25 protein-coding genes are annotated in these 20,339 nt (G+C 57.8%); 14 read left to right on the forward strand and 11 right to left on the reverse strand.

Annotated features, from left to right (window positions below; genetic code table 11):
* Positions 1-4: 4 nt before the first annotated feature.
* The 4 genes from AC4ANK_RS06665 to AC4ANK_RS06680 are packed head-to-tail and all read left to right on the forward strand — an operon-like array spanning position 5 to position 2,878.
* Positions 5-400: a hypothetical protein gene (locus tag AC4ANK_RS06665; RefSeq protein WP_002555098.1), complete on the forward strand. Its 396-nt coding sequence runs from the start codon at positions 5-7 to the stop codon at positions 398-400.
* On the forward strand, positions 393-1,769 hold the full coding sequence (locus AC4ANK_RS06670; protein ID WP_002555097.1) for a class II fumarate hydratase: 1,377 nt from the start codon (positions 393-395) through the stop codon (positions 1,767-1,769). Before AC4ANK_RS06665 ends, AC4ANK_RS06670 begins: the two co-directional genes overlap by 8 nt.
* A gap of 34 nt (positions 1,770-1,803) precedes the next feature.
* Positions 1,804-2,265, forward strand: a complete 462-nt coding sequence (locus tag AC4ANK_RS06675; RefSeq protein ID WP_002555096.1) for a DUF2753 family protein — start codon at positions 1,804-1,806, stop codon at positions 2,263-2,265.
* Position 2,266: 1 nt separating this feature from the next.
* Positions 2,267-2,878, forward strand: a complete 612-nt coding sequence (locus tag AC4ANK_RS06680) for a superoxide dismutase (RefSeq protein ID WP_460383334.1) — start codon at positions 2,267-2,269, stop codon at positions 2,876-2,878.
* A gap of 172 nt (positions 2,879-3,050) precedes the next feature.
* Here AC4ANK_RS06680 and AC4ANK_RS06685 read toward each other — a convergent pair whose 3' ends face one another.
* The 10 genes from AC4ANK_RS06685 to AC4ANK_RS06730 all read right to left on the reverse strand — a co-directional run bounded on the left by AC4ANK_RS06685 (position 3,051) and on the right by AC4ANK_RS06730 (position 10,091).
* Positions 3,051-3,323: an HPr family phosphocarrier protein gene (locus AC4ANK_RS06685; RefSeq protein WP_460383332.1), complete on the reverse strand. Its 273-nt coding sequence runs from the start codon at positions 3,321-3,323 to the stop codon at positions 3,051-3,053.
* Between the two features lie 16 nt (positions 3,324-3,339).
* The gene (gene rapZ / locus AC4ANK_RS06690; protein ID WP_002555093.1) at positions 3,340-4,197 is read right to left on the reverse strand and encodes an RNase adapter RapZ; all 858 of its coding nucleotides are present in this window, start codon (positions 4,195-4,197) and stop codon (positions 3,340-3,342) included.
* A 2-nt stretch (positions 4,198-4,199) separates the two neighbouring features.
* Positions 4,200-4,664 (reverse strand): PTS IIA-like nitrogen regulatory protein PtsN, encoded by a 465-nt coding sequence (gene ptsN, locus AC4ANK_RS06695; RefSeq protein ID WP_002555092.1) that lies wholly within the window; start codon positions 4,662-4,664, stop codon positions 4,200-4,202.
* An 11-nt stretch (positions 4,665-4,675) separates the two neighbouring features.
* The gene (gene hpf, locus AC4ANK_RS06700; protein ID WP_002555091.1) at positions 4,676-4,984 is read right to left on the reverse strand and encodes a ribosome hibernation-promoting factor, HPF/YfiA family; all 309 of its coding nucleotides are present in this window, start codon (positions 4,982-4,984) and stop codon (positions 4,676-4,678) included.
* 75 nt (positions 4,985-5,059) lie between these two features.
* Positions 5,060-6,553 (reverse strand): RNA polymerase factor sigma-54, encoded by a 1,494-nt coding sequence (locus AC4ANK_RS06705; protein ID WP_002555090.1) that lies wholly within the window; start codon positions 6,551-6,553, stop codon positions 5,060-5,062.
* 182 nt (positions 6,554-6,735) lie between these two features.
* A complete protein-coding gene (lptB, locus tag AC4ANK_RS06710; protein ID WP_002555089.1) occupies positions 6,736-7,461 on the reverse strand; it encodes an LPS export ABC transporter ATP-binding protein in 726 nt (241 codons plus the stop codon).
* Positions 7,462-8,010: a lipopolysaccharide transport periplasmic protein LptA gene (gene lptA / locus AC4ANK_RS06715; RefSeq protein ID WP_002555088.1), complete on the reverse strand. Its 549-nt coding sequence runs from the start codon at positions 8,008-8,010 to the stop codon at positions 7,462-7,464.
* Positions 7,997-8,569, reverse strand: coding sequence for an LPS export ABC transporter periplasmic protein LptC (gene lptC / locus AC4ANK_RS06720; RefSeq protein WP_002555087.1), 573 nt, complete (start codon positions 8,567-8,569; stop codon positions 7,997-7,999). Before lptC ends, lptA begins: the two co-directional genes overlap by 14 nt.
* Before the next feature lie 8 nt (positions 8,570-8,577).
* Positions 8,578-9,117, reverse strand: a complete 540-nt coding sequence (locus AC4ANK_RS06725) for a KdsC family phosphatase (RefSeq protein WP_031595003.1) — start codon at positions 9,115-9,117, stop codon at positions 8,578-8,580.
* Positions 9,117-10,091: a KpsF/GutQ family sugar-phosphate isomerase gene (locus tag AC4ANK_RS06730; protein WP_460383327.1), complete on the reverse strand. Its 975-nt coding sequence runs from the start codon at positions 10,089-10,091 to the stop codon at positions 9,117-9,119. Before AC4ANK_RS06730 ends, AC4ANK_RS06725 begins: the two co-directional genes overlap by 1 nt.
* 304 nt (positions 10,092-10,395) lie before the next feature.
* Here AC4ANK_RS06730 and AC4ANK_RS06735 point away from each other — a divergent pair, with 304 nt between their 5' ends.
* From AC4ANK_RS06735 to hisC, 10 genes are all read left to right on the forward strand, one after another.
* Positions 10,396-11,205 (forward strand): ATP-binding cassette domain-containing protein, encoded by an 810-nt coding sequence (locus AC4ANK_RS06735; RefSeq protein WP_002555084.1) that lies wholly within the window; start codon positions 10,396-10,398, stop codon positions 11,203-11,205.
* Entirely contained in the window at positions 11,205-12,002 is a 798-nt protein-coding gene (gene mlaE / locus AC4ANK_RS06740) for a lipid asymmetry maintenance ABC transporter permease subunit MlaE (protein WP_002555083.1), read from the forward strand. The genes AC4ANK_RS06735 and mlaE overlap by 1 nt, the downstream gene beginning before the upstream one ends.
* Positions 12,002-12,469, forward strand: a complete 468-nt coding sequence (gene mlaD / locus AC4ANK_RS06745) for an outer membrane lipid asymmetry maintenance protein MlaD (RefSeq protein ID WP_002555082.1) — start codon at positions 12,002-12,004, stop codon at positions 12,467-12,469. Before mlaE ends, mlaD begins: the two co-directional genes overlap by 1 nt.
* Positions 12,470-12,488: 19 nt before the next feature.
* On the forward strand, positions 12,489-13,139 hold the full coding sequence (locus AC4ANK_RS06750; protein WP_002555081.1) for an MlaC/ttg2D family ABC transporter substrate-binding protein: 651 nt from the start codon (positions 12,489-12,491) through the stop codon (positions 13,137-13,139).
* On the forward strand, positions 13,136-13,441 hold the full coding sequence (locus tag AC4ANK_RS06755; protein WP_002555080.1) for an STAS domain-containing protein: 306 nt from the start codon (positions 13,136-13,138) through the stop codon (positions 13,439-13,441). Before AC4ANK_RS06750 ends, AC4ANK_RS06755 begins: the two co-directional genes overlap by 4 nt.
* Positions 13,442-13,555: 114 nt before the next feature.
* Positions 13,556-13,795 (forward strand): BolA family protein, encoded by a 240-nt coding sequence (locus AC4ANK_RS06760; RefSeq protein WP_002555079.1) that lies wholly within the window; start codon positions 13,556-13,558, stop codon positions 13,793-13,795.
* Positions 13,796-13,817: 22 nt separating this feature from the next.
* A complete protein-coding gene (murA, locus tag AC4ANK_RS06765) occupies positions 13,818-15,083 on the forward strand; it encodes a UDP-N-acetylglucosamine 1-carboxyvinyltransferase (RefSeq protein WP_002555078.1) in 1,266 nt (421 codons plus the stop codon).
* 154 nt (positions 15,084-15,237) lie between these two features.
* Positions 15,238-15,873 (forward strand): ATP phosphoribosyltransferase, encoded by a 636-nt coding sequence (gene hisG, locus AC4ANK_RS06770; RefSeq protein ID WP_002555077.1) that lies wholly within the window; start codon positions 15,238-15,240, stop codon positions 15,871-15,873.
* 124 nt (positions 15,874-15,997) lie between these two features.
* Positions 15,998-17,344, forward strand: a complete 1,347-nt coding sequence (gene hisD / locus AC4ANK_RS06775) for a histidinol dehydrogenase (protein WP_002555076.1) — start codon at positions 15,998-16,000, stop codon at positions 17,342-17,344.
* Positions 17,344-18,396 (forward strand): histidinol-phosphate transaminase, encoded by a 1,053-nt coding sequence (gene hisC / locus AC4ANK_RS06780; protein ID WP_460383322.1) that lies wholly within the window; start codon positions 17,344-17,346, stop codon positions 18,394-18,396. Before hisD ends, hisC begins: the two co-directional genes overlap by 1 nt.
* A gap of 748 nt (positions 18,397-19,144) precedes the next feature.
* Here hisC and algW read toward each other — a convergent pair.
* Entirely contained in the window at positions 19,145-20,305 is a 1,161-nt protein-coding gene (gene algW / locus AC4ANK_RS06785) for a Do family serine endopeptidase AlgW (RefSeq protein WP_002555073.1), read from the reverse strand.
* Positions 20,306-20,339: the final 34 nt, after the last annotated feature.

Raw genomic sequence — 20,339 nt, forward strand, 5'->3', positions numbered from 1 at the left:
GGTCATGGGGTCCGTTCTGCACGAGCTGTCTTATCTGGAAAACTGGCGTGGATTGAGTCTGCGGATTCGTTGCGCCCTTGAGCCCGACGAGCCTCGGCTGATCGAGCATTACCTCGCCGAAGGGCGCTATCTGGCGCGTTTTACCGCCGCGCCCCAGCCCATGATTGCCGAAACCACTTTCCGTCTTTTGATAGACACCGCACGCGATACGGCATTGCCGTGGCACTGGCGCTGCCTGTGTCTGGATCAGGCCTGGCGTCCGCTGCGTGATTTACAGGCAATCGCCTCCACGCCTGCGCGGCGTCAGCGCTGGCAAGCCTGTGTTCATCAACTGGCGACCTGCGTGCTACAGCCCTCGATTTCCCTCTCTGAACTGGTGCAAGGACATTGCGATGAGTAATACCCGTATCGAACGCGACAGCATGGGCCAGCTACAGGTCCCGGTCGAGGCCCTTTACGGCGCGCAGACTCAGCGTGCGGTGGAAAACTTTCCGATCAGCCATCAACGCATGCCCCGCCAATTCATTCGTGCCCTGTTGCTGGCCAAGGCGGCTGCAGCGCAGGCGAACCTGGAGCTGGAGCAGATCAGCGAGGGGCAGAGCAGGGCGATTGTCAGTGCCGTGAAAGACCTGCTGGCCAGTGACTACATGGCGCATTTTCCGGTGGATATCTTTCAGACCGGTTCCGGCACCAGTACCAACATGAACGCCAACGAGGTGATCGCCACGCTGGCCACGCGTGTGCTGGGCGAAGAGGTCAACCCCAATGACCACGTCAACTGCGGGCAGAGCAGCAACGACATTATCCCGACCACGATTCATGTGAGCGCTGCACTGGCTCTGCACGAACAACTGCTGCCTGCGCTGGCCCATCTGGTGCAAGTGACCGAACACAAAGCCGAGCAGGTCCATGCCTTCGTCAAGACTGGTCGTACGCATCTGATGGACGCCATGCCCGTGCGCATGAGCCAGGTGCTCAACGGTTGGTCACAGCAGATTCGCGCCAACGTCGAGCATCTGCAAGGTCTCCAGCCGAGCCTTCAGTCACTAGCACAGGGCGGCACCGCAGTCGGTACCGGGATCAACGCGCATCCTGAGTTTTCGGCTCGTTTCAGTCGTCAGTTGAGCACGTTGACCGGTGTGCAATTCGCACCTGGCAAGAACCTGTTCGCGTTGATCGGTTCGCAGGACACCGCGGTCGCGGTATCCGGCCAGCTCAAGGCCACGGCGGTATCGCTGATGAAAATTGCCAACGACCTGCGCTGGATGAATTCGGGGCCACTGGCAGGGCTGGGTGAGATCGAGCTGGAGGCATTGCAGCCGGGCTCATCGATCATGCCGGGTAAGGTCAACCCGGTCATTCCGGAAGCCACCGCCATGGTTGCCGCGCAAGTGATCGGCAACGACGCGACGATTACCGTGGCGGGGCAGTCCGGCAACTTCGAACTTAACGTGATGCTACCGATCATCGCCCAGAACCTGCTCAGCAGCATCGAGCTGCTGGCCAATTCCAGTCGGCTGCTGGCTGACAAAGCGATTGCGAGCTTCAAGGTCAATGAATCCAAGCTCAAGGAAGCGCTGTCGCGTAATCCGATTCTGGTGACGGCCCTCAACCCGATCATTGGCTATCAGAAAGCCGCCGAAATCGCCAAGACCGCTTACAAGCAGGGCCGTCCGGTCATTGACGTCGCCCTTGAGCACACTGATTTGCAACGTAGCGAACTGGAAGTGTTGCTCAACCCTGAAAAACTCACCGCTGGCGGTATTTGATTCCAGCCAGCCAACGTCCCCTGGAGGTATGACCATGCAGCATTGGAAACGCACTATCGAGCAGGCCAATCGCTGTTTCAATCTGGGCGAGTGGGTCGAAGCCCGCGAGCTTTACCTTCAGGCGCTGGCGTTGGCGCAAGTGTTGTTCGAGCGTTGGGCGGATGTCGACGAGGCCGTCGCGGCCTGTGTGATTTCTCACCACAACCTGGCGGACCTGCACCTGAGCCTCGATCAGCCTGAGGAAAGCGCTGAATACCTGTGTGCCATTCATCAACATCTGTTGCGGACCATGCAGGATCAGCGTCTTCCTCCGGCGCTCCGTGAGGCAGCCTTGCGCCACAGCAGCAAAACCTACGCCGAGTTGCTGAGCTTTATCAGTGAACACGGCGAATACCCGCGCACTCATCGGTTGTTGAACAGCAGCAGCGAGCACACGCGCTCATCGTTGCAGCGCCACTCGGCAGCCACTTCCGGACTTTTCTACGGAGCACATTGAAATGCCTTATACCTTGCCTGCACTGCCTTACGCATACGATGCCCTGGAGCCGCACATCGATGCGCAAACCATGGAGATCCATTACACCAAGCATCACCAGACCTACATCAACAACCTTAATGCTGCGATCGAAGGCACCGAGTTTGCTGACTGGTCCATCGAGAAGCTGGTGGCCAGCATCAAGCAGTTGCCTGAAAACCTGCGTCCGGCGGTCATCAACCAGGGTGGCGGTCACGCGAATCATTCGTTGTTCTGGGAGGTGATGGTGCCAGGCGGAGGCGGTTTGCCCAAAGGCCCTGTCGCTTTGGCCATCGACGAGCAGCTGGGTGGCTACGACAGATTCAAGGAAGCGTTTACCAAAGCCGCATTGACCCGTTTCGGCAGCGGCTGGGCATGGCTGAGCGTCACCCCCGACAAAAAGCTGGTGGTTGAAAGCAGCGGTAATCAGGACAGCCCGTTGATGAATGGCAATACGCCGATTCTGGGTCTGGATGTATGGGAGCACGCTTACTACCTGCGCTATCAGAACCGTCGCCCCGAATACATCAACGCGTTCTACAACGTGATCAATTGGTATGAAGTGTCTCGACGTTATCAGGCCGCTCTGGCCTGACTCCCGTAACCGGGCTCAAGGCAGCTTATGCGCTCAGGAATATTCGCTCTCAGCGGTGTGCGGTTGTTGCGGCTCGTCGTAGGCACCGGGCTGCTGTTGGCAGGTATGTCGTTACTGATTGCTTGGTTGCGGATGCACTGCTGGTGACCTTGGAAGGGGCGTATTTGAGGGCTTACTCGCCCTCATCAAACTTGTTGTTGATCAGTTCAACCAGGCCATCGAGCGCTTCCTGCTCGAATTCGCCTTCGGTTTTCAGATGGATTTCGGTGCCTTTGCCTGCCGCCAGCATCATCACGGCCATGATGCTTTTACCATCGACCATGGTCTGCTCAGAGCGGCCAACCCTGATCGTGCAAGGGAACTTGCCTGCGACGCTGACGAATTTGGCGGCAGCGCGGGCATGCAGGCCCAATTTGTTGATGATGGTGATTTGACGAGCGGGCATCGCAGTGAAAATCCTTTCAGCTAAGGTCGCGGTGGCGAACCTGAACGTTCTTGAGTGATTGTTGCAAGACCTGGCCGAGCCGTTCGGTCAGGTAGACGGAGCGGTGATGTCCGCCGGTGCAGCCAATGGCAATGGTAACGTAAGAACGGTTGCTGGCTGCAAACCGGGGCAACCATTTGTTCAGATAAGCGAAGATGTCCTGAAACATCTCTTCAACATCGGGTTGCACCGACAGGTAGTCGATAACCGGTTGTTCAAGCCCGGAATGGTCGCGCAGTTCAGGCTTCCAGTACGGGTTGGGCAGGCAGCGCACATCGAATACCAGATCTGCGTCGACGGGCATGCCACGCTTGAAACCAAAGGATTCGATCAGAAACGCAGTGCCTGGCTCGGGCTTGTTCAGCAGGCGAAGCTTGAGTGCGTCGCGCAACTGATAGAGGTTCAGGTGGGTGGTGTTGATTTTCAGGTCGGCCAGATCGATGATCGGGCCCAGCAGCGTTGTCTCGTCGCGTATCGCCTCGGCAAGCGAACGATCTGCCGTGCTCAAAGGATGACGACGCCTGGTTTCCGAGAAGCGTTTGAGAAGGGTTGCTTCATCCGCATCAAGGTAAAGCACGTCGCACTGGATGTTGCGTGAGCGGACTTCATCCAGCATTTGCGGAAAGCGGGTCAGGTGACTGGGCAGGTTTCGCGCATCGATGGACACCGCCAGCAAGGGCTCGGCCAGTTCAGTATTGATCAGCGCTCGCTCGGCCAGTTCCGGCAGCAGTCCGGCAGGCAGGTTGTCGACACAGTAAAAACCGTTGTCTTCCAGCACGTCGAGGGCTGTACTTTTACCCGAGCCGGAACGGCCGCTGACGATGATCATGCGCATGTTCAGTTTCCGTTCTGCACGTCCAGCACCACTTGATAAAGCGCTTCGGCACTTTTGGCACTGCGCAGGCGCTTACGCACATCTTTGTCATCAAGCATGCTGGCGATCTGGCGCAATAACTCCAGGTGCTCATCAGTAGCGGCTTGCGGGACCAGCAATACAAACAGCAGGTCAACCGGCGCGCCATCGATGGCGTCGAAATCCACGGGGGTAGCGAGGTGAATGACTGCACTGACAGGCTCGCTGCAGTCAGCAAGGCGGCAATGAGGGATGGCAATACCGTTGCCGAAACCGGTTGAACCCAGTTTTTCGCGGGCAACAAGACTTGCGAATACTGTGTCCGGAACCATGCCCGGTACTTCACGACCGATCAGGTTGGCAATTTCTTCGAGTACACGCTTTTTACTGCCACCCGGCACGTTCACAAGGGAGCGGCCGGGGGTCAGGATATTTTCGATTCGGATCATTTAAATGGGCGTTAGCGAGCGGCCGCACCTTTGAGGATGCTTTGCTGCTTTTCCTTATGCTTGAGCAATTGTCGGTCTAGCTTGTCAGTGAGCAGGTCGATGGCAGCATACATGTCGTCATGTTCAGCATTGGCAACGACCTCTCCACCATGGATGTGCAACGTGGCTTCGATCTTCTGCTTGAGCTTTTCGACCGTCATCGTGACCTGCACGTTGGTAATCTTGTCAAAATGCCCCTCGAGCTTTTTGAGCTTGAGCTCAACGTATTCACGAAGGGGTTTGGTCACTTCCAGTTGGTGTCCACTGATGTTGACTTGCATACAGCTTTCTCCTTTGCCAGTGCATAAAGAGGCAGGCATGGCGCCTGTCTCTGGGACGCTGTGGCTGGGCCTGCATCACATCAGCCGCTTACGCTCACTGGAAGGCGCTATCCCGAGTGACTCGCGGTACTTGGCGACTGTGCGACGGGCTACTTGAATGCCTTGTGCCTCCAGTAAACCAGCGATCTTGCTATCACTCAACGGCTTTTTCTGATTTTCCGCCGCAACCAGTTTTTTGATGATTGCGCGAATTGCCGTGGACGAGCATTCACCGCCCTCGGAAGTGCTCACATGGCTCGAGAAGAAGTATTTCAGCTCGTAAATGCCGCGTGGCGTGTGCATGAACTTCTGGGTGGTCACGCGCGAGATGGTCGATTCATGCATGCCCACTGCCTCGGCAATGTCGTGCAGGACAAGCGGCTTCATCGCCTCGTCGCCGTACTCAAGAAAGCCGCGCTGATGTTCGACGATCTGGGTGGCGACCTTCATCAGTGTCTCGTTGCGGCTTTGCAGGCTCTTGATGAACCAGCGCGCCTCTTGCAACTGATTGCGCATGAAGGTGTTGTCTGCGCTGGTATCGGCCCGGCGTACAAAACCTGCGTATTGCGGATTGACGCGCAGGCGCGGTACGGACTCCTGATTGAGCTCGACCAGCCAGCGCTCGTTGTCCTTGCGCACGATTACATCGGGAATGACGTACTCGGCTTCTGTGGATTCGATTTGTGAGCCAGGGCGCGGGTTGAGGCTCTGGACCAGCTCGATGACCTGGCGCAGCTCGTCTTCCTTGAGCTTCATGCGCCGCATCAACTGGCCGTAATCGCGACTTCCCAGCAGGTCGATGTAGTCGGTGACCAACCGTTGCGCTTCCATCAGCCAAGGTGTTTTGGCTGGCAACTGGCGAAGCTGCAGGAGCAGGCATTCGCTCAGGTTTCGGGCGCCGATGCCTGCCGGCTCAAACTGCTGGATGCGGTGCAGTACGGCTTCGATTTCGTCGAGTTCGATGTCCAGCTCGGGATCGAAAGACTCGAGAATCTCCTCGAGGGTTTCGTCCAGATAGCCCTGGTTGTTGATGCAGTCGATCAGCGTAACCGCCACCAGGCGGTCCTTGTCGGACATCGGGGCGACGTTCAATTGCCACAGCAGGTGGCTTTGCAGGCTTTCGCCTGCAGATGTGCGTGTGGTGAAGTCCCACTCGTCATCATCGTTGCTTGGCAGGCTGCTGGCGCTGGTCTGGTAGATGTCTTCCCATGCGGTATCGACGGGCAGTTCGTTGGGAATGCGCTCGTTCCATTCGCCGTCTTCAAGGTTATCCACGGTAGGCGCGGATTCCTGGTAGGTCGGTTCCTGAACGTCGGGGTTGGGCTTTTGTTCGATGTTGTCGGCAAGCGGGTCGGAGTTGTCGAAGTCGTCGCCTTCTTCCTGCCGTTCCAGCATGGGGTTCGATTCCAGCGCCTCCTGGATCTCCTGCTGGAGGTCCAGTGTGGAAAGCTGGAGTAAGCGGATTGCCTGTTGCAGCTGCGGTGTCATCGTCAGCTGCTGGCCCATTCTCAAGACTAGCGATGGTTTCATGGCAGGGGCTAAACACCTTATTCGCCGGCGCTCATGCGCCATCTACTACAGGCGCCGGAGCGCCAACTTAAGCAAATTATATGCCTGAAACCTGTACCTTTGCCTAGAGTGGTATGACAAATAAAATATTGTCAACACACTGCACTGGCATCAATCGGCCGCTAAGCGCAAAGGGCAGTCGATTAAAGGCGGAATTCGTGGCCGAGGTAGACCTCTTTCACCAGTTGATTCGCCAGAATGGTCTCGGAATCGCCTTCTGCGATCAGCTGTCCATCGTTGACGATGTAGGCAGTTTCGCAGATGTCCAGCGTTTCACGGACGTTGTGGTCGGTGATCAGTACGCCGATACCCTTGGCCTTGAGGTGGTGAATGATCTGCTTGATATCACCTACCGAAATAGGGTCTACGCCTGCGAAAGGTTCATCCAGCAGGATGAATTTCGGCGCAGTGGCCAGGGCGCGGGCAATTTCCACGCGGCGGCGCTCGCCGCCCGACAGGCTCATGCCCAGGTTGTCGCGAATGTGGGTGATGTGAAACTCCTGCAAGAGGCTTTCGAGCTCCTTGCGGCGTGCTCCGGCATCGAGTTCCTTGCGGGTCTCGAGAATCGCCATGATGTTGTCGGACACTGAAAGCTTGCGGAAAATCGAGGCTTCCTGCGGCAGGTAGCCGATGCCGGCTCGGGCGCGACCGTGCATGGGTTGATGGCTGACATCCAGATCGTCAATCAGCACGCGACCCTGATCAGCCTGGACCAGACCTACGATCATGTAGAAGCAGGTGGTCTTGCCGGCACCGTTGGGGCCCAGCAGGCCGACGATCTGGCCGCTGTCGATGGAAATGCTCACATCGCGCACGACCTGCCGGCTTTTGTAGCTTTTAGCCAGATGCTGGGCTTTGAGCGTCGCCATTTACTGGGCCTTCTGAGGTTGGTCGGTTTTCTTTTTCGGCTGGATGACCATGTCGATACGCGGACGTGGTGTGGTCACCTTGGCACCGCCATTGGCCCGACCGGCGCTGACGACCTGTCTGACCGTGTCATAAACGATTTTCTCGCCTTCGGAAGTATTGCCATCATTGATGACCTTGGCCTTGTCGATGAGGACGATACGGTCCTGCCCGGCGTAGTACTGAATAGTGACGGCATAGGCCTGCACAATCGGTTTGTCTACGGCAGGCTTCTGCTCGTAATAGGCCAGATTGCCGACAGAGGTGAACACATCCACTTCGCCCTGGGCATTACGCGTGATCGTCACAGTGTTACCGGTGATCTTCATCGAGCCCTGGGTGATGATGACGTTGCCCTTGTAGGTTGCTACGCCTTTCTTGTCATCGAGCTGAGCATCGTCAGACTGGATGTGGATCGGCTGATCGCGGTCGGTTGGCAGGGACCAGGCGCTCGCGCTTCCCAGTGCTGCGCCCAGGCCGAGCAATAAAGGAAGAGTTTTAACGAGCCTCATACTGTCCTCTTACGTTGGACAGCAGGTCCATCCTGCTGTCTTTCAAATATGCTTTCATTCCCTTGGCCGTAGTCACACCGCCGGCGCCGTCGATTCTAACGTCTTGCTCGGTCTGCGCATATTGCTTCTGAGGGAATACGGTCATTCGACTGGTAGTGATAATAGTCGTACGTTGTTTTTCATCGGTACGCTCGACACGAACGGAATCGATCAGCTCGACCTGGTCGCCGCCGGACGAAACTTCGCCTTTCTTGCTCTGTACGTGCCATGGAAACTCGCCACCGCGGTACATGTGCAGGTCGGGCGTGGTCAACAGGGTCACGTCAGTGGCTTTCACGTGCTCGACCTTGTCGGAGGTCATGTCGTACTGAAGCGTGCCATCGGGCAGGTACTGCACGCTGTGGGCATTGATCGCATAGTAGTCGATGACCGTGTCGTCAACGGTCGACACCGGCTGATCCATAAAACTTTCCGGGCTGATGTTCCAGTAACCGACCGCTGCCAGCAGCAGCGCCAGTACCCCGAGCAGCAGGAACTTGCGAATTTTTTTAGTGAACATAATGGCTTCTATAAATAGACGGAGTGAGCCGCTTCAAGGTTGCCTTGCGCACTCAGAATCAGTTCGCAGAATTCGCGTGCCGCACCTTCGCCGCCCCGCGCTCTGGTTATTCCATGTGCATGCTCGCGTACAAAACTCGCGGCATTGGCAACCGCCATGCCCAGACCGACGCGCCTGATGACTGGCAAGTCTGGCAGATCATCACCCAGATAGGCGACTTGTTCGTAACCAAGCTGGAGTTCTGCGAGCAGTTTGTCCAGTACTACCAACTTGTCTTCACGTCCCTGAAACAGGTGTTCAATGCCCAGGCTCTTTGCCCGGCGCTCGACTATCGCAGTCTTGCGGCCGCTGATAATGGCTGTTGTGACGCCTGAGGCTATCAGCATTTTTATGCCTTGGCCGTCGAGAGTGTTGAATGTCTTGATCTCGCGGCCATCTTCCATGAAGTAAAGGCGGCCGTCGGTCAGTACGCCATCGACGTCGAAAACGGCCAGCTTGATAGCCTTGCCGCGTTGCATGAGGTCCTGGGTCATCGTTTCGGTTTCCATTACATGACGCCTGCGCGCAAAAGATCCTGCAAGTTGAACGCGCCAACCGGCCGGTCGTACTGGTCTACGACAACAAGCGCACTGATTTTGTTGTCCTCCATGATTTTCAGCGCTTCGGCGGCCAGCATTTCTGCATGGGCCGTCTTGCCGTGAAGGGTCATGACTTCATCAATGATGGTCTGGCGAATATCGACGGGGCGGTCCAGCGTTCTGCGCAAATCGCCGTCGGTGAAGATACCGGCCAGTGTGCCGTCAGCTTCGACAATCGCGGTCATGCCCAGGCCCTTGCGGGTCATTTCCAGCAGCGCATCCCTGAGCAGCGTGCCGCGTTGAACGCTGGGCAGTGCGTCGCCGCAGTGCATGACATTCTCGACCTTGAGCAACAGGCGACGGCCCAGCGCGCCACCCGGATGGGAGAATGCAAAGTCTTCAGCGGTGAAACCCCGTGCGTCCAGCAGCGCCACGGCCAGCGCGTCGCCCATGACCAGTGCGGCGGTGGTCGAAGAGGTCGGTGCCAGATTGAGCGGGCAGGCCTCGTGCACGACATGAGCGTTGAGATTGATGTCGGCAGCCTTGGCCAGAATGGACTCGGGGTCGCCGGTCAGGCTGATCATCTTTATGCCCAGACGCTTGATCAGTGGCAGCAGGGTCACGATCTCGTGGGTGCTGCCGGAGTTCGACAGGGCCAGGATAATGTCATCGCGGGTGATCATGCCCATGTCGCCATGACTGGCTTCAGCTGGATGCACGAAAAAAGAGGTAGTGCCCGTGCTCGCCAGTGTGGCGGCAATCTTGTTGCCGATGTGTCCGGACTTGCCCATGCCGACCACAACAACTCGGCCCTTGCTGGCGAGGATCATTTCGCACGCGCGCACGAAATCGCCGTCAAGACGTTCAAGCAAGCCTTGTATGGCTTCTATCTCAAGGCGAATGGTGCGTTGCGCCGATTGGATCAGGTCACTGGATTGGTTCATGTCTGGAAAGGGTCAGCCTGCTGAAAGGCGGCGATTATAGCGGTAATGAACGATTCCCTCACGTCTGATCGTCGTTGTGTTGTTTTTAAACGAATTTCCTACGCACTTGAGGGTCTGTATCCACGCCTGATGCCATAACATTGTGGTACAGAATAATTCAACGATTACCTGAACCGCTCGGTTCTCTTCTTGGGGGCGGGTGGCGGCGGTGGTATAGTTCGCGGCCTGTTCGGCGCGCCTGGACAGCTGGTCGGCCTCCAAGAACCGACGGCTGAGGGCGGAGGCTGTATCGCAAGGAGTTTAGATGAGTCCTGATGACGCCTATGCGGTCGAGTTGAAAGGTGTGTCTTTCAAACGCGGTACGCGCAGCATTTTCAATAACGTTGATATTCGTATTCCGCGGGGCAAGGTCACCGGGATCATGGGGCCGTCCGGTTGTGGCAAGACTACCTTGCTGCGCTTGATGGGGGCTCAGTTGCGTCCAAGCGAAGGGCAGGTGTGGGTCAATGGTCAGAACCTGCCTGAGCTGTCGCGCAGTGATCTGTTCGATGCTCGCAAGCAGATGGGCGTGTTGTTTCAGAGCGGAGCACTGTTTACCGATCTGGACGTTTTCGAAAACGTCGCTTTTCCCTTGCGCGTGCACACTGAACTGCCGGAAGAAATGATCCGCGACATCGTGCTGCTCAAGCTTCAGGCTGTGGGCCTGCGCGGTGCGGTCGAACTGATGCCCGACGAACTGTCGGGTGGTATGAAGCGTCGTGTCGCGCTGGCCCGGGCCATCGCTCTCGATCCGCAGATTCTCATGTATGACGAGCCCTTCGTAGGGCAGGACCCGATTGCGATGGGCGTGCTGGTACGCCTGATCCGCTTGCTCAACGACGCATTGGGCATCACCAGTATCGTGGTGTCCCATGACCTCAGCGAGACAGCGAGCATTGCCGACTATCTCTATGTAGTGGGTGACGGGCAGGTGCTGGGGCAGGGCACGCCTGAAGAACTGATGTCCTCGGACAACCCACGCATTCGTCAATTCATGACCGGCGAGCCTGATGGCCCTGTACCGTTCCACTATCCGGCGCTGGATTTTCGCGAAGATCTATTGGGGAAGCGCTGATGCGCAATAAGTCACTGATGGACCGGGTACGCCTGTTAGGGCGTTCGGCCATTGATATTGTTACTGTTCTGGGCCGTTCCGGTCTGTTTCTGGTAAACGCCCTGCTTGGCCGCGGCGGTGCGGGCAGCAGTTTTCAACTGCTGGTAAGGCAGCTGTATTCGGTCGGTGTCATGTCGCTGGTCATCATCGTGGTGTCCGGCATGTTCATCGGCATGGTGCTGGCGCTGCAGGGCTTCAGCATTCTGACCAAGTACGGCTCCGAGCAGGCCGTTGGCCAGATGGTCGCACTGACCCTGCTGCGTGAGCTGGGGCCTGTGGTTACAGCCCTGCTGTTCGCCGGGCGTGCAGGTTCTGCGCTGACCGCCGAGATCGGCAACATGAAATCCACCGAGCAGTTGTCGAGCCTTGAGATGATCGGTGTCGATCCACTCAAGTACATCGTTGCGCCACGCCTGTGGGCAGGTTTCATCTCGATGCCGATTCTGGCGATGATTTTCAGTGTGGTCGGTATCTGGGGCGCTTCCTGGGTAGCGATCGATTGGCTGGGCGTCTATGACGGTTCTTTCTGGTCGAACATGCAGAACAGCGTTTCTTTCACGAACGATGTGCTCAATGGGGTGATCAAAAGCGTCGTATTTGCCTTCGTGGTGACATGGATTGCCGTTTTCCAGGGGTACGATTGCGATCCTACTTCCGAGGGGATCAGCCGCGCGACGACCAGAACCGTCGTTTACGCCTCGTTGGCCGTGCTGGGACTGGACTTTATTTTGACCGCATTGATGTTTGGAGATTTCTGATGCAAAACCGTGCCATCGAAACCGGAGTCGGTCTGTTCCTGCTGGCGGGGATACTGGCTCTGCTCCTGCTGGCCCTGCGAGTCAGTGGTCTGAGCACGAGCGCGAGCACCGACACTTATAAACTTTATGCCTACTTCGACAATATTGCCGGTTTGACTGTCAGAGCCAAGGTAAGCATGGCTGGCGTCACGATCGGCAAGGTGACGGCGATCGATCTGGATCACGACACCTTCACCGGTCGCGTCACGCTGGAGATTCAAAAGAAGGTCGATAACCTGCCTTCCGATTCCACGGCGTCGATCCTGACTGCTGGCCTGCTGGGTGAGAAGTACATTGGTCTCAGCGTCGGTGGCGATGACAAGCTGCTCAAAGACGGTGCAACCATTCATGACACGCAGTCGTCGCTTGTGCTGGAAGACCTGATCGGGAAATTCCTGCTCAATACCGTAAGCAAAGACGCCAAGTAAGCCAAGTAAGGAGCTTTAAATGATCTCTATCCTGCGCCGTGGTCTGTTGATATTGCTGGCCACCTTGCCGATGCTGGCCAACGCTGCGGCAACGCCCTCAGCTCACGATCTGGTGGAACGTACCACCAAGGAGCTGTTGAGTGACCTGGCGACCAACCGTGAGCAGTACAAGTCGAATCCGAGTGCCTTCTACGATGCACTGAACCGCATTGTCGGTCCTGTCGTGGATGCCGATGGCATTTCCAAAAGCATCATGACCGTGAAGTACTCCCGCAAGGCGAGCCCTGAACAGGTGAAGCGTTTCGAGGAAAACTTCAAGCGCAGCCTGATGCAGTTCTACGGCAATGCCTTGCTTGAATTCAACAACCAGGGCATCACCGTCGCACCTGCCAAGGACGAAGGCGATGACCGCACCAGCGTTGACATGCAGGTCAAAGGCAATAACGGCGCGATCTATCCGGTTTCCTACACGCTGGTCAAGCTGAACGGCGAGTGGAAAGTGCGTAACGTTGTCATCAACGGTATCAATATCGGCAAGCTGTTCCGTGATCAGTTCGCCGATGCCATGCAGCGCAACGGCAACAACCTGGATACCACCATCAACAACTGGGCTGGCGAAGTGGCCAAGACCAAGTCCACCGTAGACGCTGCGCAGAAGCCTGCACAATGACAGAGTCCGCCGTCCGCCTCGTCGGGCCTGGCGAGCTCAGGCTGATTGGTGTGCTGGATTACCGCACCGGGCCACAGCTGCGCAAGCAGGGTGCGGCGCTGATCAAGTCGGGTGATCTGGCCGATCTGACACTTGATTGCTCGGGCGTCGAGAAATCCAGCAGTGTAGGCCTCGCCTTGCTGCTGGCTTTCATGCGTGATGCACAGGAGGCAGGCAAGTCGATCACTGTCCGCTCGATGCCTGAAGACATGCGTCAGATAGCCCGTGTATCAGGTCTGACCGAGCTACTGGACACCCACTGACAGGCGTCATCGAAAAAGCCCTTTATCCGGGACCTGCTTGTCGGGCTTCGCATAACATGGGCTTTTTTGTATGATGGTCGGCCCGCGCGCGTACAGCGCCGATCGAGGTTAAGCATGCAGGCCGTAGAAGTTAAAAGCTTCCTTGAAGGAAAGCTGCCGGAAATCAAAGTGGAAGTCGAAGGCGAAGGCTGCAACTTCCAGCTGAATATTATCAGCGACGAGTTGGCCGGCCTGAGTCCGGTCAAGCGTCAGCAACAGATTTATACCCATCTGAACCCCTGGATTGCCGATGGCAGCATCCACGCGGTGACCATGAAATTTTTCAGCCGCGCTGCATGGGCCGAGCGTTCCTGAGCCAATTGGTGTCGAGACTCTAATGGATAAATTGATTATTACCGGCGGCGTTCGTCTTGATGGCGAAATTCGCATCTCCGGGGCAAAGAACTCTGCCTTGCCGATCCTTGCCGCCACATTGCTGGCTGACGGGCCGGTTACTGTTCAGAACCTGCCCCACCTGCACGACATCACCACCATGATCGAGCTGTTCGGTCGCATGGGCATCGAGCCTGTGATCGATGAAAAGCTCAGCGTCGAGATCGACCCGCGCACCATCAAGACTCTGGTCGCCCCGTACGAACTGGTGAAAACCATGCGTGCGTCGATTCTGGTATTGGGCCCGATGGTCGCTCGCTTCGGCGAGGCCGAAGTGGCGCTGCCAGGCGGCTGCGCCATTGGTTCGCGTCCGGTTGATCTGCATATCCGCGGTCTTGAGGCCATGGGCGCGATCATCGATGTCGAGGGTGGCTACATCAAGGCCAAGGCACCCGAGGGTGGCCTGCGTGGTGCCAACTTCTTCTTCGATACCGTGAGTGTGACCGGTACTGAAAACATCATGATGGCCGCCAGCCTCGCCAACGGCCGCAGCGTTCTGCAGAACGCTGCTCGCGAGCCCGAGGTTGTCGATCTGGCCAACTTCCTGATCGCGATGGGCGCAAAAATTCACGGCGCAGGCACCGACACCATCACTATCGATGGCGTCAAGCGTCTGGGCCCGGCCACCTACAAGGTCATGCCTGACCGTATCGAGACCGGCACCTATCTGGTAGCCGCTGCCGTTACCGGTGGTCGCGTCAAGGTCAAGGACACTGATCCGACCATCCTTGAAGCGGTGCTGCTCAAGCTTCAGGAAGCCGGTGCCGAAGTCACGACCGGTGAAGACTGGATCGAGCTGAACATGCACGGCAAGCGTCCAAAGGCTGTCAACGTGCGTACCGCGCCGTATCCTGCGTTTCCGACCGACATGCAGGCGCAGTTCATCTCGCTCAATGCGATTGCCGAAGGTACGGGTGCGGTCATCGAGACCATCTTTGAAAACCGCTTCATGCACGTGTATGAAATGCACCGCATGGGCGCTCAGATCCAGGTTGAAGGCAACACTGCCATTGTCACCGGCACCGAAGTGCTCAAGGGCGCGCCAGTCATGGCGACCGACCTGCGTGCATCGGCCAGTCTGGTGATCTCTGCGCTGGTTGCCCAGGGCGACACGCTGATCGACCGCATCTACCACATCGATCGTGGTTACGAGTGCATCGAAGAGAAGCTGCAAATGCTGGGCGCCAAGATCCGCCGCGTTCCGGGCTAGTAGCGCGTGGCCCTGATGCCACTGGCATCGGGGCCGCCTGTTCTGTCGCGGGTGTGATTTCTGATTCGTTTCACTTCAGGCCGAACACGCTTGAGGGTTGTCATGCGCCGCTTGCGTCGTGACAAAAGTTTCCTGATAAGGACTTACGTTTCCCATGTTGACCATCGCACTGTCCAAGGGCCGCATTCTTGACGACACCCTGCCGCTTCTCGCTGAAGCGGGCATCGTGCCGACCGAGAATCCGGACAAGAGCCGCAAGCTCATCATCCCCACGACTCAGGCCGATGTGCGCCTGCTGATCGTGCGTGCCACCGATGTGCCGACCTATGTCGAGCATGGTGCCGCCGATCTGGGCGTCGCGGGCAAGGATGTGTTGATGGAATATACCGGCCAGGGCCTTTACGAGCCTCTGGACCTGCAGATTGCCAAGTGCAAGCTGATGACTGCCGGTGCCATCGGTGCGGTCGAGCCCAAGGGCCGTCTGCGCGTGGCGACCAAGTTCGTCAACGTTGCCAAGCGTTACTACGCCGAACAGGGTCGTCAGGTCGATATCATCAAGCTGTACGGTTCCATGGAGCTGGCACCGCTGATCGGTCTGGCAGACAAGATCATCGACGTAGTCGACACCGGTAATACCTTGCGAGCCAATGGCCTTGAGCCTCAGGAACTGATCGCTACCATCAGCTCGCGTCTGGTAGTCAACAAGGCTTCCATGAAGATGCAGCACGCACGCATTCAGGCCCTCATCGACACCCTGCGCAAGGCAGTGGAGTCGCGACACCGTAGCTGATTCATTCACGCAACGTTGAGTTGCGTCCAGCTATCCGTGTCATAGCCAAATTTCTCAGGTGCCTGCGCGGATAGCTTGGTAGCTTTAGGCTCCTGAGCATCCGCCAATTATTGAGGCCCCCGCTATGACCACGCCCACTGCAATTCGCCGACTCGACGCTGCTGACCCGGATTTCGCACGACATCTGGATCACCTGCTGAGCTGGGAAAGCGTGTCTGACGACTCGGTCAACCAGCGCGTGCTCGACATCATCAAGGCGGTACGTGAGCGCGGCGACGAGGCGTTGGTCGAGTTCACCCAGAAGTTTGACGGGCTGCAGGTCGCGTCGATGGCCGACCTGATTCTGCCTCGCGAGCGCTTGGAACTGGCATTGACCCGCATCACGCCGGTCCAGCGCGAGGCGCTGGAAAAAGCCGCCGAGCGTGTGCGCAGCTACCACGAGAAACAGAAACAGGATTCCTGGAGCTATACCGAGGCCGATGGCACGGTGCTGGGCCAGAAGGTTACGCCGCTGGACCGCGCAGGCCTGTATGTGCCCGGTGGCAAAGCCTCGTACCCGTCTTCGGTATTGATGAATGCCATTCCGGCCAAAGTGGCGGGCGTGACCGAGGTGGTCATGGTCGTGCCGACACCGCGTGGTGAAATCAACGAACTGGTGCTGGCCGCTGCCTGTATTGCGGGTGTCGACCGGGTGTTCACCATCGGCGGTGCGCAAGCTGTGGCAGCGCTGGCCTACGGCACTGAAAGCGTGCCAAAGGTCGATAAGGTTGTCGGCCCCGGGAATATTTATGTGGCCACCGCCAAGCGCCACGTATTCGGTCAGGTCGGGATCGACATGATCGCCGGTCCTTCCGAGATTCTTGTGGCGTGTGACGGCCAGACCGATCCTGACTGGATTGCCATGGACCTGTTCTCCCAGGCCGAGCACGATGAAGATGCCCAGGCCATTCTGGTCAGCCCGGATGCCGATTTTCTCGACAAGGTTGCCGCCAGTATCACGCGTCTGCTGCCAACCATGGAGCGCGCGGCTATCGTCGAAACGTCGATCAACGGTCGCGGCGCATTGATAAAAGTGGCAGACATGGCGCAAGCCATCGAAGTTGCCAATCGCATTGCGCCTGAGCACCTTGAATTGTCCGTCGCCGATCCGGAAGCCTGGCTGCCACAGATCCGCCATGCGGGTGCGATCTTCATGGGGCGCCACACCTCCGAAGCACTGGGCGACTATTGCGCAGGTCCCAACCACGTACTGCCGACCTCCGGCACGGCACGTTTTTCCTCGCCGCTGGGCGTGTACGATTTTCAGAAGCGCTCGTCTATCATCTACTGCTCGCCGCAGGGTGCGTCCGAGCTGGGTAAGACAGCGTCGGTGCTGGCTCGTGGCGAATCCCTTAGCGGCCATGCCCGCAGTGCTGAATATCGAATTACTGATCCCGACTGGAAAGCAGGCAATACAGAGGACGGCAAATAATGAGCAAATTCTGGAGTCCTTTCGTCAGCGATCTGGTGCCTTATGTGCCGGGCGAGCAGCCGAAGTTGACCCGGCTGGTCAAGCTCAATACCAATGAAAACCCGTATGGCCCGTCGCCCAAGGCTGTCGAGGCCATGCGTGCCGCGCTGACCGACGACTTGCGTCTGTACCCGGACCCCAACAGCGACCTGCTCAAGCACGCTGTCGCCGATTACTACAAGGTGCAGCCCAATCAGGTGTTCCTGGGCAATGGCTCGGATGAAGTGCTGGCGCACATTTTCCACGCTTTGTTTCAGCACGATGCTTCGCTGCTGTTTCCGGACATCAGCTACAGCTTCTATCCGGTCTACTGCGGTCTGTACGGGATCGATTACGAACTGATCGCGCTGGACGATCAGTTCCAGATTCGTGCCGAAGACTACGCCAGACCCAATGCCGGGATCATTTTCCCTAACCCGAATGCACCGACCGGTTGCCTGCTCGGTCTGGACAAGGTCGAGCAGATTATCAAGGCCAGCCCGGATTCAGTGGTCGTCGTTGACGAAGCGTACATCGACTTTGGTGGCGAGACCGCGATCACGCTGGTTGATCGCTACCCGAACCTGCTGGTCACTCAGACCTTGTCAAAGTCGCGCTCGCTGGCCGGTCTGCGTGTCGGCCTGGCGGTGGGGCATCCTGATCTGATCGAAGCGCTGGAGAGGGTCAAGAACAGCTTCAACTCCTATCCGCTGGACCGTATGGCCAATGTGGGTGGTGCGGCAGCTTTCGAGGATCGCGAGCACTTCGAGTCGACGCGCAACAAGGTCATCGAAAGCCGCGAGGCGCTGGTCGAACAGTTGCAGGGCAAAGGCTTTGAAGTGCTGCCATCGGCAGCCAACTTCATCTTCGCCCGCCACCCGCAACACGATGCTGCAGCCCTGGCTGCGAAACTGCGCGAGCAGGGCGTCATCGTTCGCCACTTCAAACAGCAGCGAATCGCCCAGTTCCTGCGCATCAGCATCGGCACGCCAGAGCAGCATCAGGCGTTGCTGGAAGGGTTGAGCGATATCTGAGACGCGGATCGGTCAGCCCGAAAACGGGCTGACCTTGCGCTGCCACAGGATCATCGATGCCGCAGAGCATCCGCATGGCCTGGAAACACCGCCGACCTATGTGAGTAATCCAAATGGCTCGAAAACATTCCGGGTCTGCGGGAGCGAGCTTGCTCGCGAAGAAGCCCGTGCAGCCGCTGAAACTCCATTGATCAGGTAATCCGCCTTCGCGAGCAAGCTCGCTCCCACCAGATCATCGCTGCCGCAGAGCATCCACATGGCTTGAAACACCCCTGACCTGTGTAAGTGTTTCACATGGCTTGAAAACACCCAGGACCTGTGTGAGTGTCTCGCATGGTTTGAAAACACTCCGGATCTGTGGGAGCGAGCTTGCTCGCGAAAGGGCCTGCACAAGCGCCGAAAATGCATCGACTGAAACACCGTATTCGCGAGCAAGCTCGCTCCCACCAGATCATCGCTGCCGCAGAGCATCCACATGGCTTGAAACACCCCTGACCTGTGTAAGTGTTTCACATGGCTTGAAAACACCCAGGACCTGTGTGAGTGTCTCGCATGGTTTGAAAACACTCGGATCTGTGGGAGCGAGCTTGCTCGCGAAAGGGCCTGCACTAGCGCCGAAAATGCATCGATTGAAACACTTTCTTCGCGAGCAAGCTCGCCCCCCCACGCCCTTCGGGCAGAAGCCCGGATGCCCTTTATTCCCGGCGTCACAGATCTGTGCTGTACCGCACTTTCAGGTAATGGCGCATCACTCCGGCGCTGCGGCGGGTGTCGGGGCGGGTGGTGGGCGCAGGCCGACCTCGGCGCTCAGGCGCATCTCCTTGCCGTTGCGCATCACGTCGATAGCAATCTTGTCCTTGGGTTTGGTGCGCGCCACCTGGTTCATCGAGCGACGACCGTCGCCGGCAGGTTCGCCATTGATGCTCAGGATCACGTCGCCCAGTTGCAGGCCGGCTTTCTGCGCCGGTCCGTCGCGGAAGATGCCGGCCACAACGATACCTGGACGATCCTTCAGCCCGAAGGATTCGGCCAGTTCCTGGGTCAGCGGTTGAACTTCGATGCCCAGCCAGCCACGAATGACCTGGCCGTGCTCGATGATCGACTTCATGACATCCATTGCCAATTTGGTCGGAATAGCGAAGCCGATGCCCTGGGAGCCGCCGGACTTGGAAAAAATCGCGGTATTGATACCGATCAGATTGCCGCTGGCGTCTACCAGCGCACCGCCCGAGTTACCCGGGTTGATGGCCGCATCGGTCTGAATGAAGTCTTCATAAGTGTTGAGGCCCAATTGATTGCGCCCGGTGGCACTGATGATCCCCATGGTCACGGTCTGACCGACCCCGAACGGGTTGCCGATCGCCAGTGCAACGTCGCCGATGCGAATGCTGTCAGAGCGCGCGATGGTAATCGCGGGCAGGTTTTTCAAATCGATCTTGAGCACCGCCAGGTCGGTTTCCGGGTCATTGCCGATGACCCGGGCAATGGTTTCGCGGCCGTCTTTTAGCGCCACCACGATCTGGTCCGCGCCTGTGGTGACGTGGTTATTGGTCAGTATGTAGCCTTCGGGGCTCATCATGACGCCAGAGCCAAGGCTCGACTCCATGCGCTTCTGCTTGGGCGTGTTGTCGCCGAAGAAGCGCCGGAACTGCGGGTCTTCGAAAAGCGGGTTGTTGCCCTTGTTGACCATCTTGGTGGTGTAGAGGTTGACCACCGCGGGCGCTGCGGCAATGACCGCATCGGCATAGGACGACGGACCTTGCATGACGTTGGTGGTCTGCGGAGCCTGTTGCAGATTGACATCCAGGCTCGGCAGGCCGACCCACTGCGGATAGCGCTGAATAATCAGCATGGCGATAAGCACGCCAGCCAGCAATGGCCAGCCGAAAAAACGCAGTGCCTTGAACATTTAACAAGTCCTGATGGTTGCAGGCGCAGAAAGT

The organism is Pseudomonas sp. Pmew2, assembly GCF_058129885.1.

Bases quoted from the DNA above. Each gene is read 5' to 3' on its own strand.
- AC4ANK_RS06725 (WP_031595003.1), bottom strand. From the start codon at position 9,117: ATGGAAACCGAAACGATGACCCAGGACCTCATGCAACGCGGCAAGGCT.
- hisG (WP_002555077.1), top strand. From the start codon at position 15,238: ATGTTGACCATCGCACTGTCCAAGGGCCGCATTCTTGACGACACCCTG.
- mlaE (WP_002555083.1), top strand. From the start codon at position 11,205: ATGCGCAATAAGTCACTGATGGACCGGGTACGCCTGTTAGGGCGTTCG.
- murA (WP_002555078.1), top strand. From the start codon at position 13,818: ATGGATAAATTGATTATTACCGGCGGCGTTCGTCTTGATGGCGAAATT.
- AC4ANK_RS06755 (WP_002555080.1), top strand. From the start codon at position 13,136: ATGACAGAGTCCGCCGTCCGCCTCGTCGGGCCTGGCGAGCTCAGGCTG.
- hisC (WP_460383322.1), top strand. From the start codon at position 17,344: ATGAGCAAATTCTGGAGTCCTTTCGTCAGCGATCTGGTGCCTTATGTG.
- hisD (WP_002555076.1), top strand. From the start codon at position 15,998: ATGACCACGCCCACTGCAATTCGCCGACTCGACGCTGCTGACCCGGAT.
- ptsN (WP_002555092.1), bottom strand. From the start codon at position 4,664: ATGATCCGAATCGAAAATATCCTGACCCCCGGCCGCTCCCTTGTGAAC.
- mlaD (WP_002555082.1), top strand. From the start codon at position 12,002: ATGCAAAACCGTGCCATCGAAACCGGAGTCGGTCTGTTCCTGCTGGCG.
- AC4ANK_RS06670 (WP_002555097.1), top strand. From the start codon at position 393: ATGAGTAATACCCGTATCGAACGCGACAGCATGGGCCAGCTACAGGTC.
- AC4ANK_RS06665 (WP_002555098.1), top strand. From the start codon at position 5: ATGGGGTCCGTTCTGCACGAGCTGTCTTATCTGGAAAACTGGCGTGGA.
- algW (WP_002555073.1), bottom strand. From the start codon at position 20,305: ATGTTCAAGGCACTGCGTTTTTTCGGCTGGCCATTGCTGGCTGGCGTG.
- rapZ (WP_002555093.1), bottom strand. From the start codon at position 4,197: ATGCGCATGATCATCGTCAGCGGCCGTTCCGGCTCGGGTAAAAGTACA.
- AC4ANK_RS06685 (WP_460383332.1), bottom strand. From the start codon at position 3,323: ATGCCCGCTCGTCAAATCACCATCATCAACAAATTGGGCCTGCATGCC.
- hpf (WP_002555091.1), bottom strand. From the start codon at position 4,984: ATGCAAGTCAACATCAGTGGACACCAACTGGAAGTGACCAAACCCCTT.
- AC4ANK_RS06675 (WP_002555096.1), top strand. From the start codon at position 1,804: ATGCAGCATTGGAAACGCACTATCGAGCAGGCCAATCGCTGTTTCAAT.
- AC4ANK_RS06750 (WP_002555081.1), top strand. From the start codon at position 12,489: ATGATCTCTATCCTGCGCCGTGGTCTGTTGATATTGCTGGCCACCTTG.
- lptB (WP_002555089.1), bottom strand. From the start codon at position 7,461: ATGGCGACGCTCAAAGCCCAGCATCTGGCTAAAAGCTACAAAAGCCGG.
- AC4ANK_RS06705 (WP_002555090.1), bottom strand. From the start codon at position 6,553: ATGAAACCATCGCTAGTCTTGAGAATGGGCCAGCAGCTGACGATGACA.
- lptA (WP_002555088.1), bottom strand. From the start codon at position 8,010: ATGAGGCTCGTTAAAACTCTTCCTTTATTGCTCGGCCTGGGCGCAGCA.
- AC4ANK_RS06760 (WP_002555079.1), top strand. From the start codon at position 13,556: ATGCAGGCCGTAGAAGTTAAAAGCTTCCTTGAAGGAAAGCTGCCGGAA.
- lptC (WP_002555087.1), bottom strand. From the start codon at position 8,569: ATGTTCACTAAAAAAATTCGCAAGTTCCTGCTGCTCGGGGTACTGGCG.
- AC4ANK_RS06730 (WP_460383327.1), bottom strand. From the start codon at position 10,091: ATGAACCAATCCAGTGACCTGATCCAATCGGCGCAACGCACCATTCGC.
- AC4ANK_RS06735 (WP_002555084.1), top strand. From the start codon at position 10,396: ATGAGTCCTGATGACGCCTATGCGGTCGAGTTGAAAGGTGTGTCTTTC.
- AC4ANK_RS06680 (WP_460383334.1), top strand. From the start codon at position 2,267: ATGCCTTATACCTTGCCTGCACTGCCTTACGCATACGATGCCCTGGAG.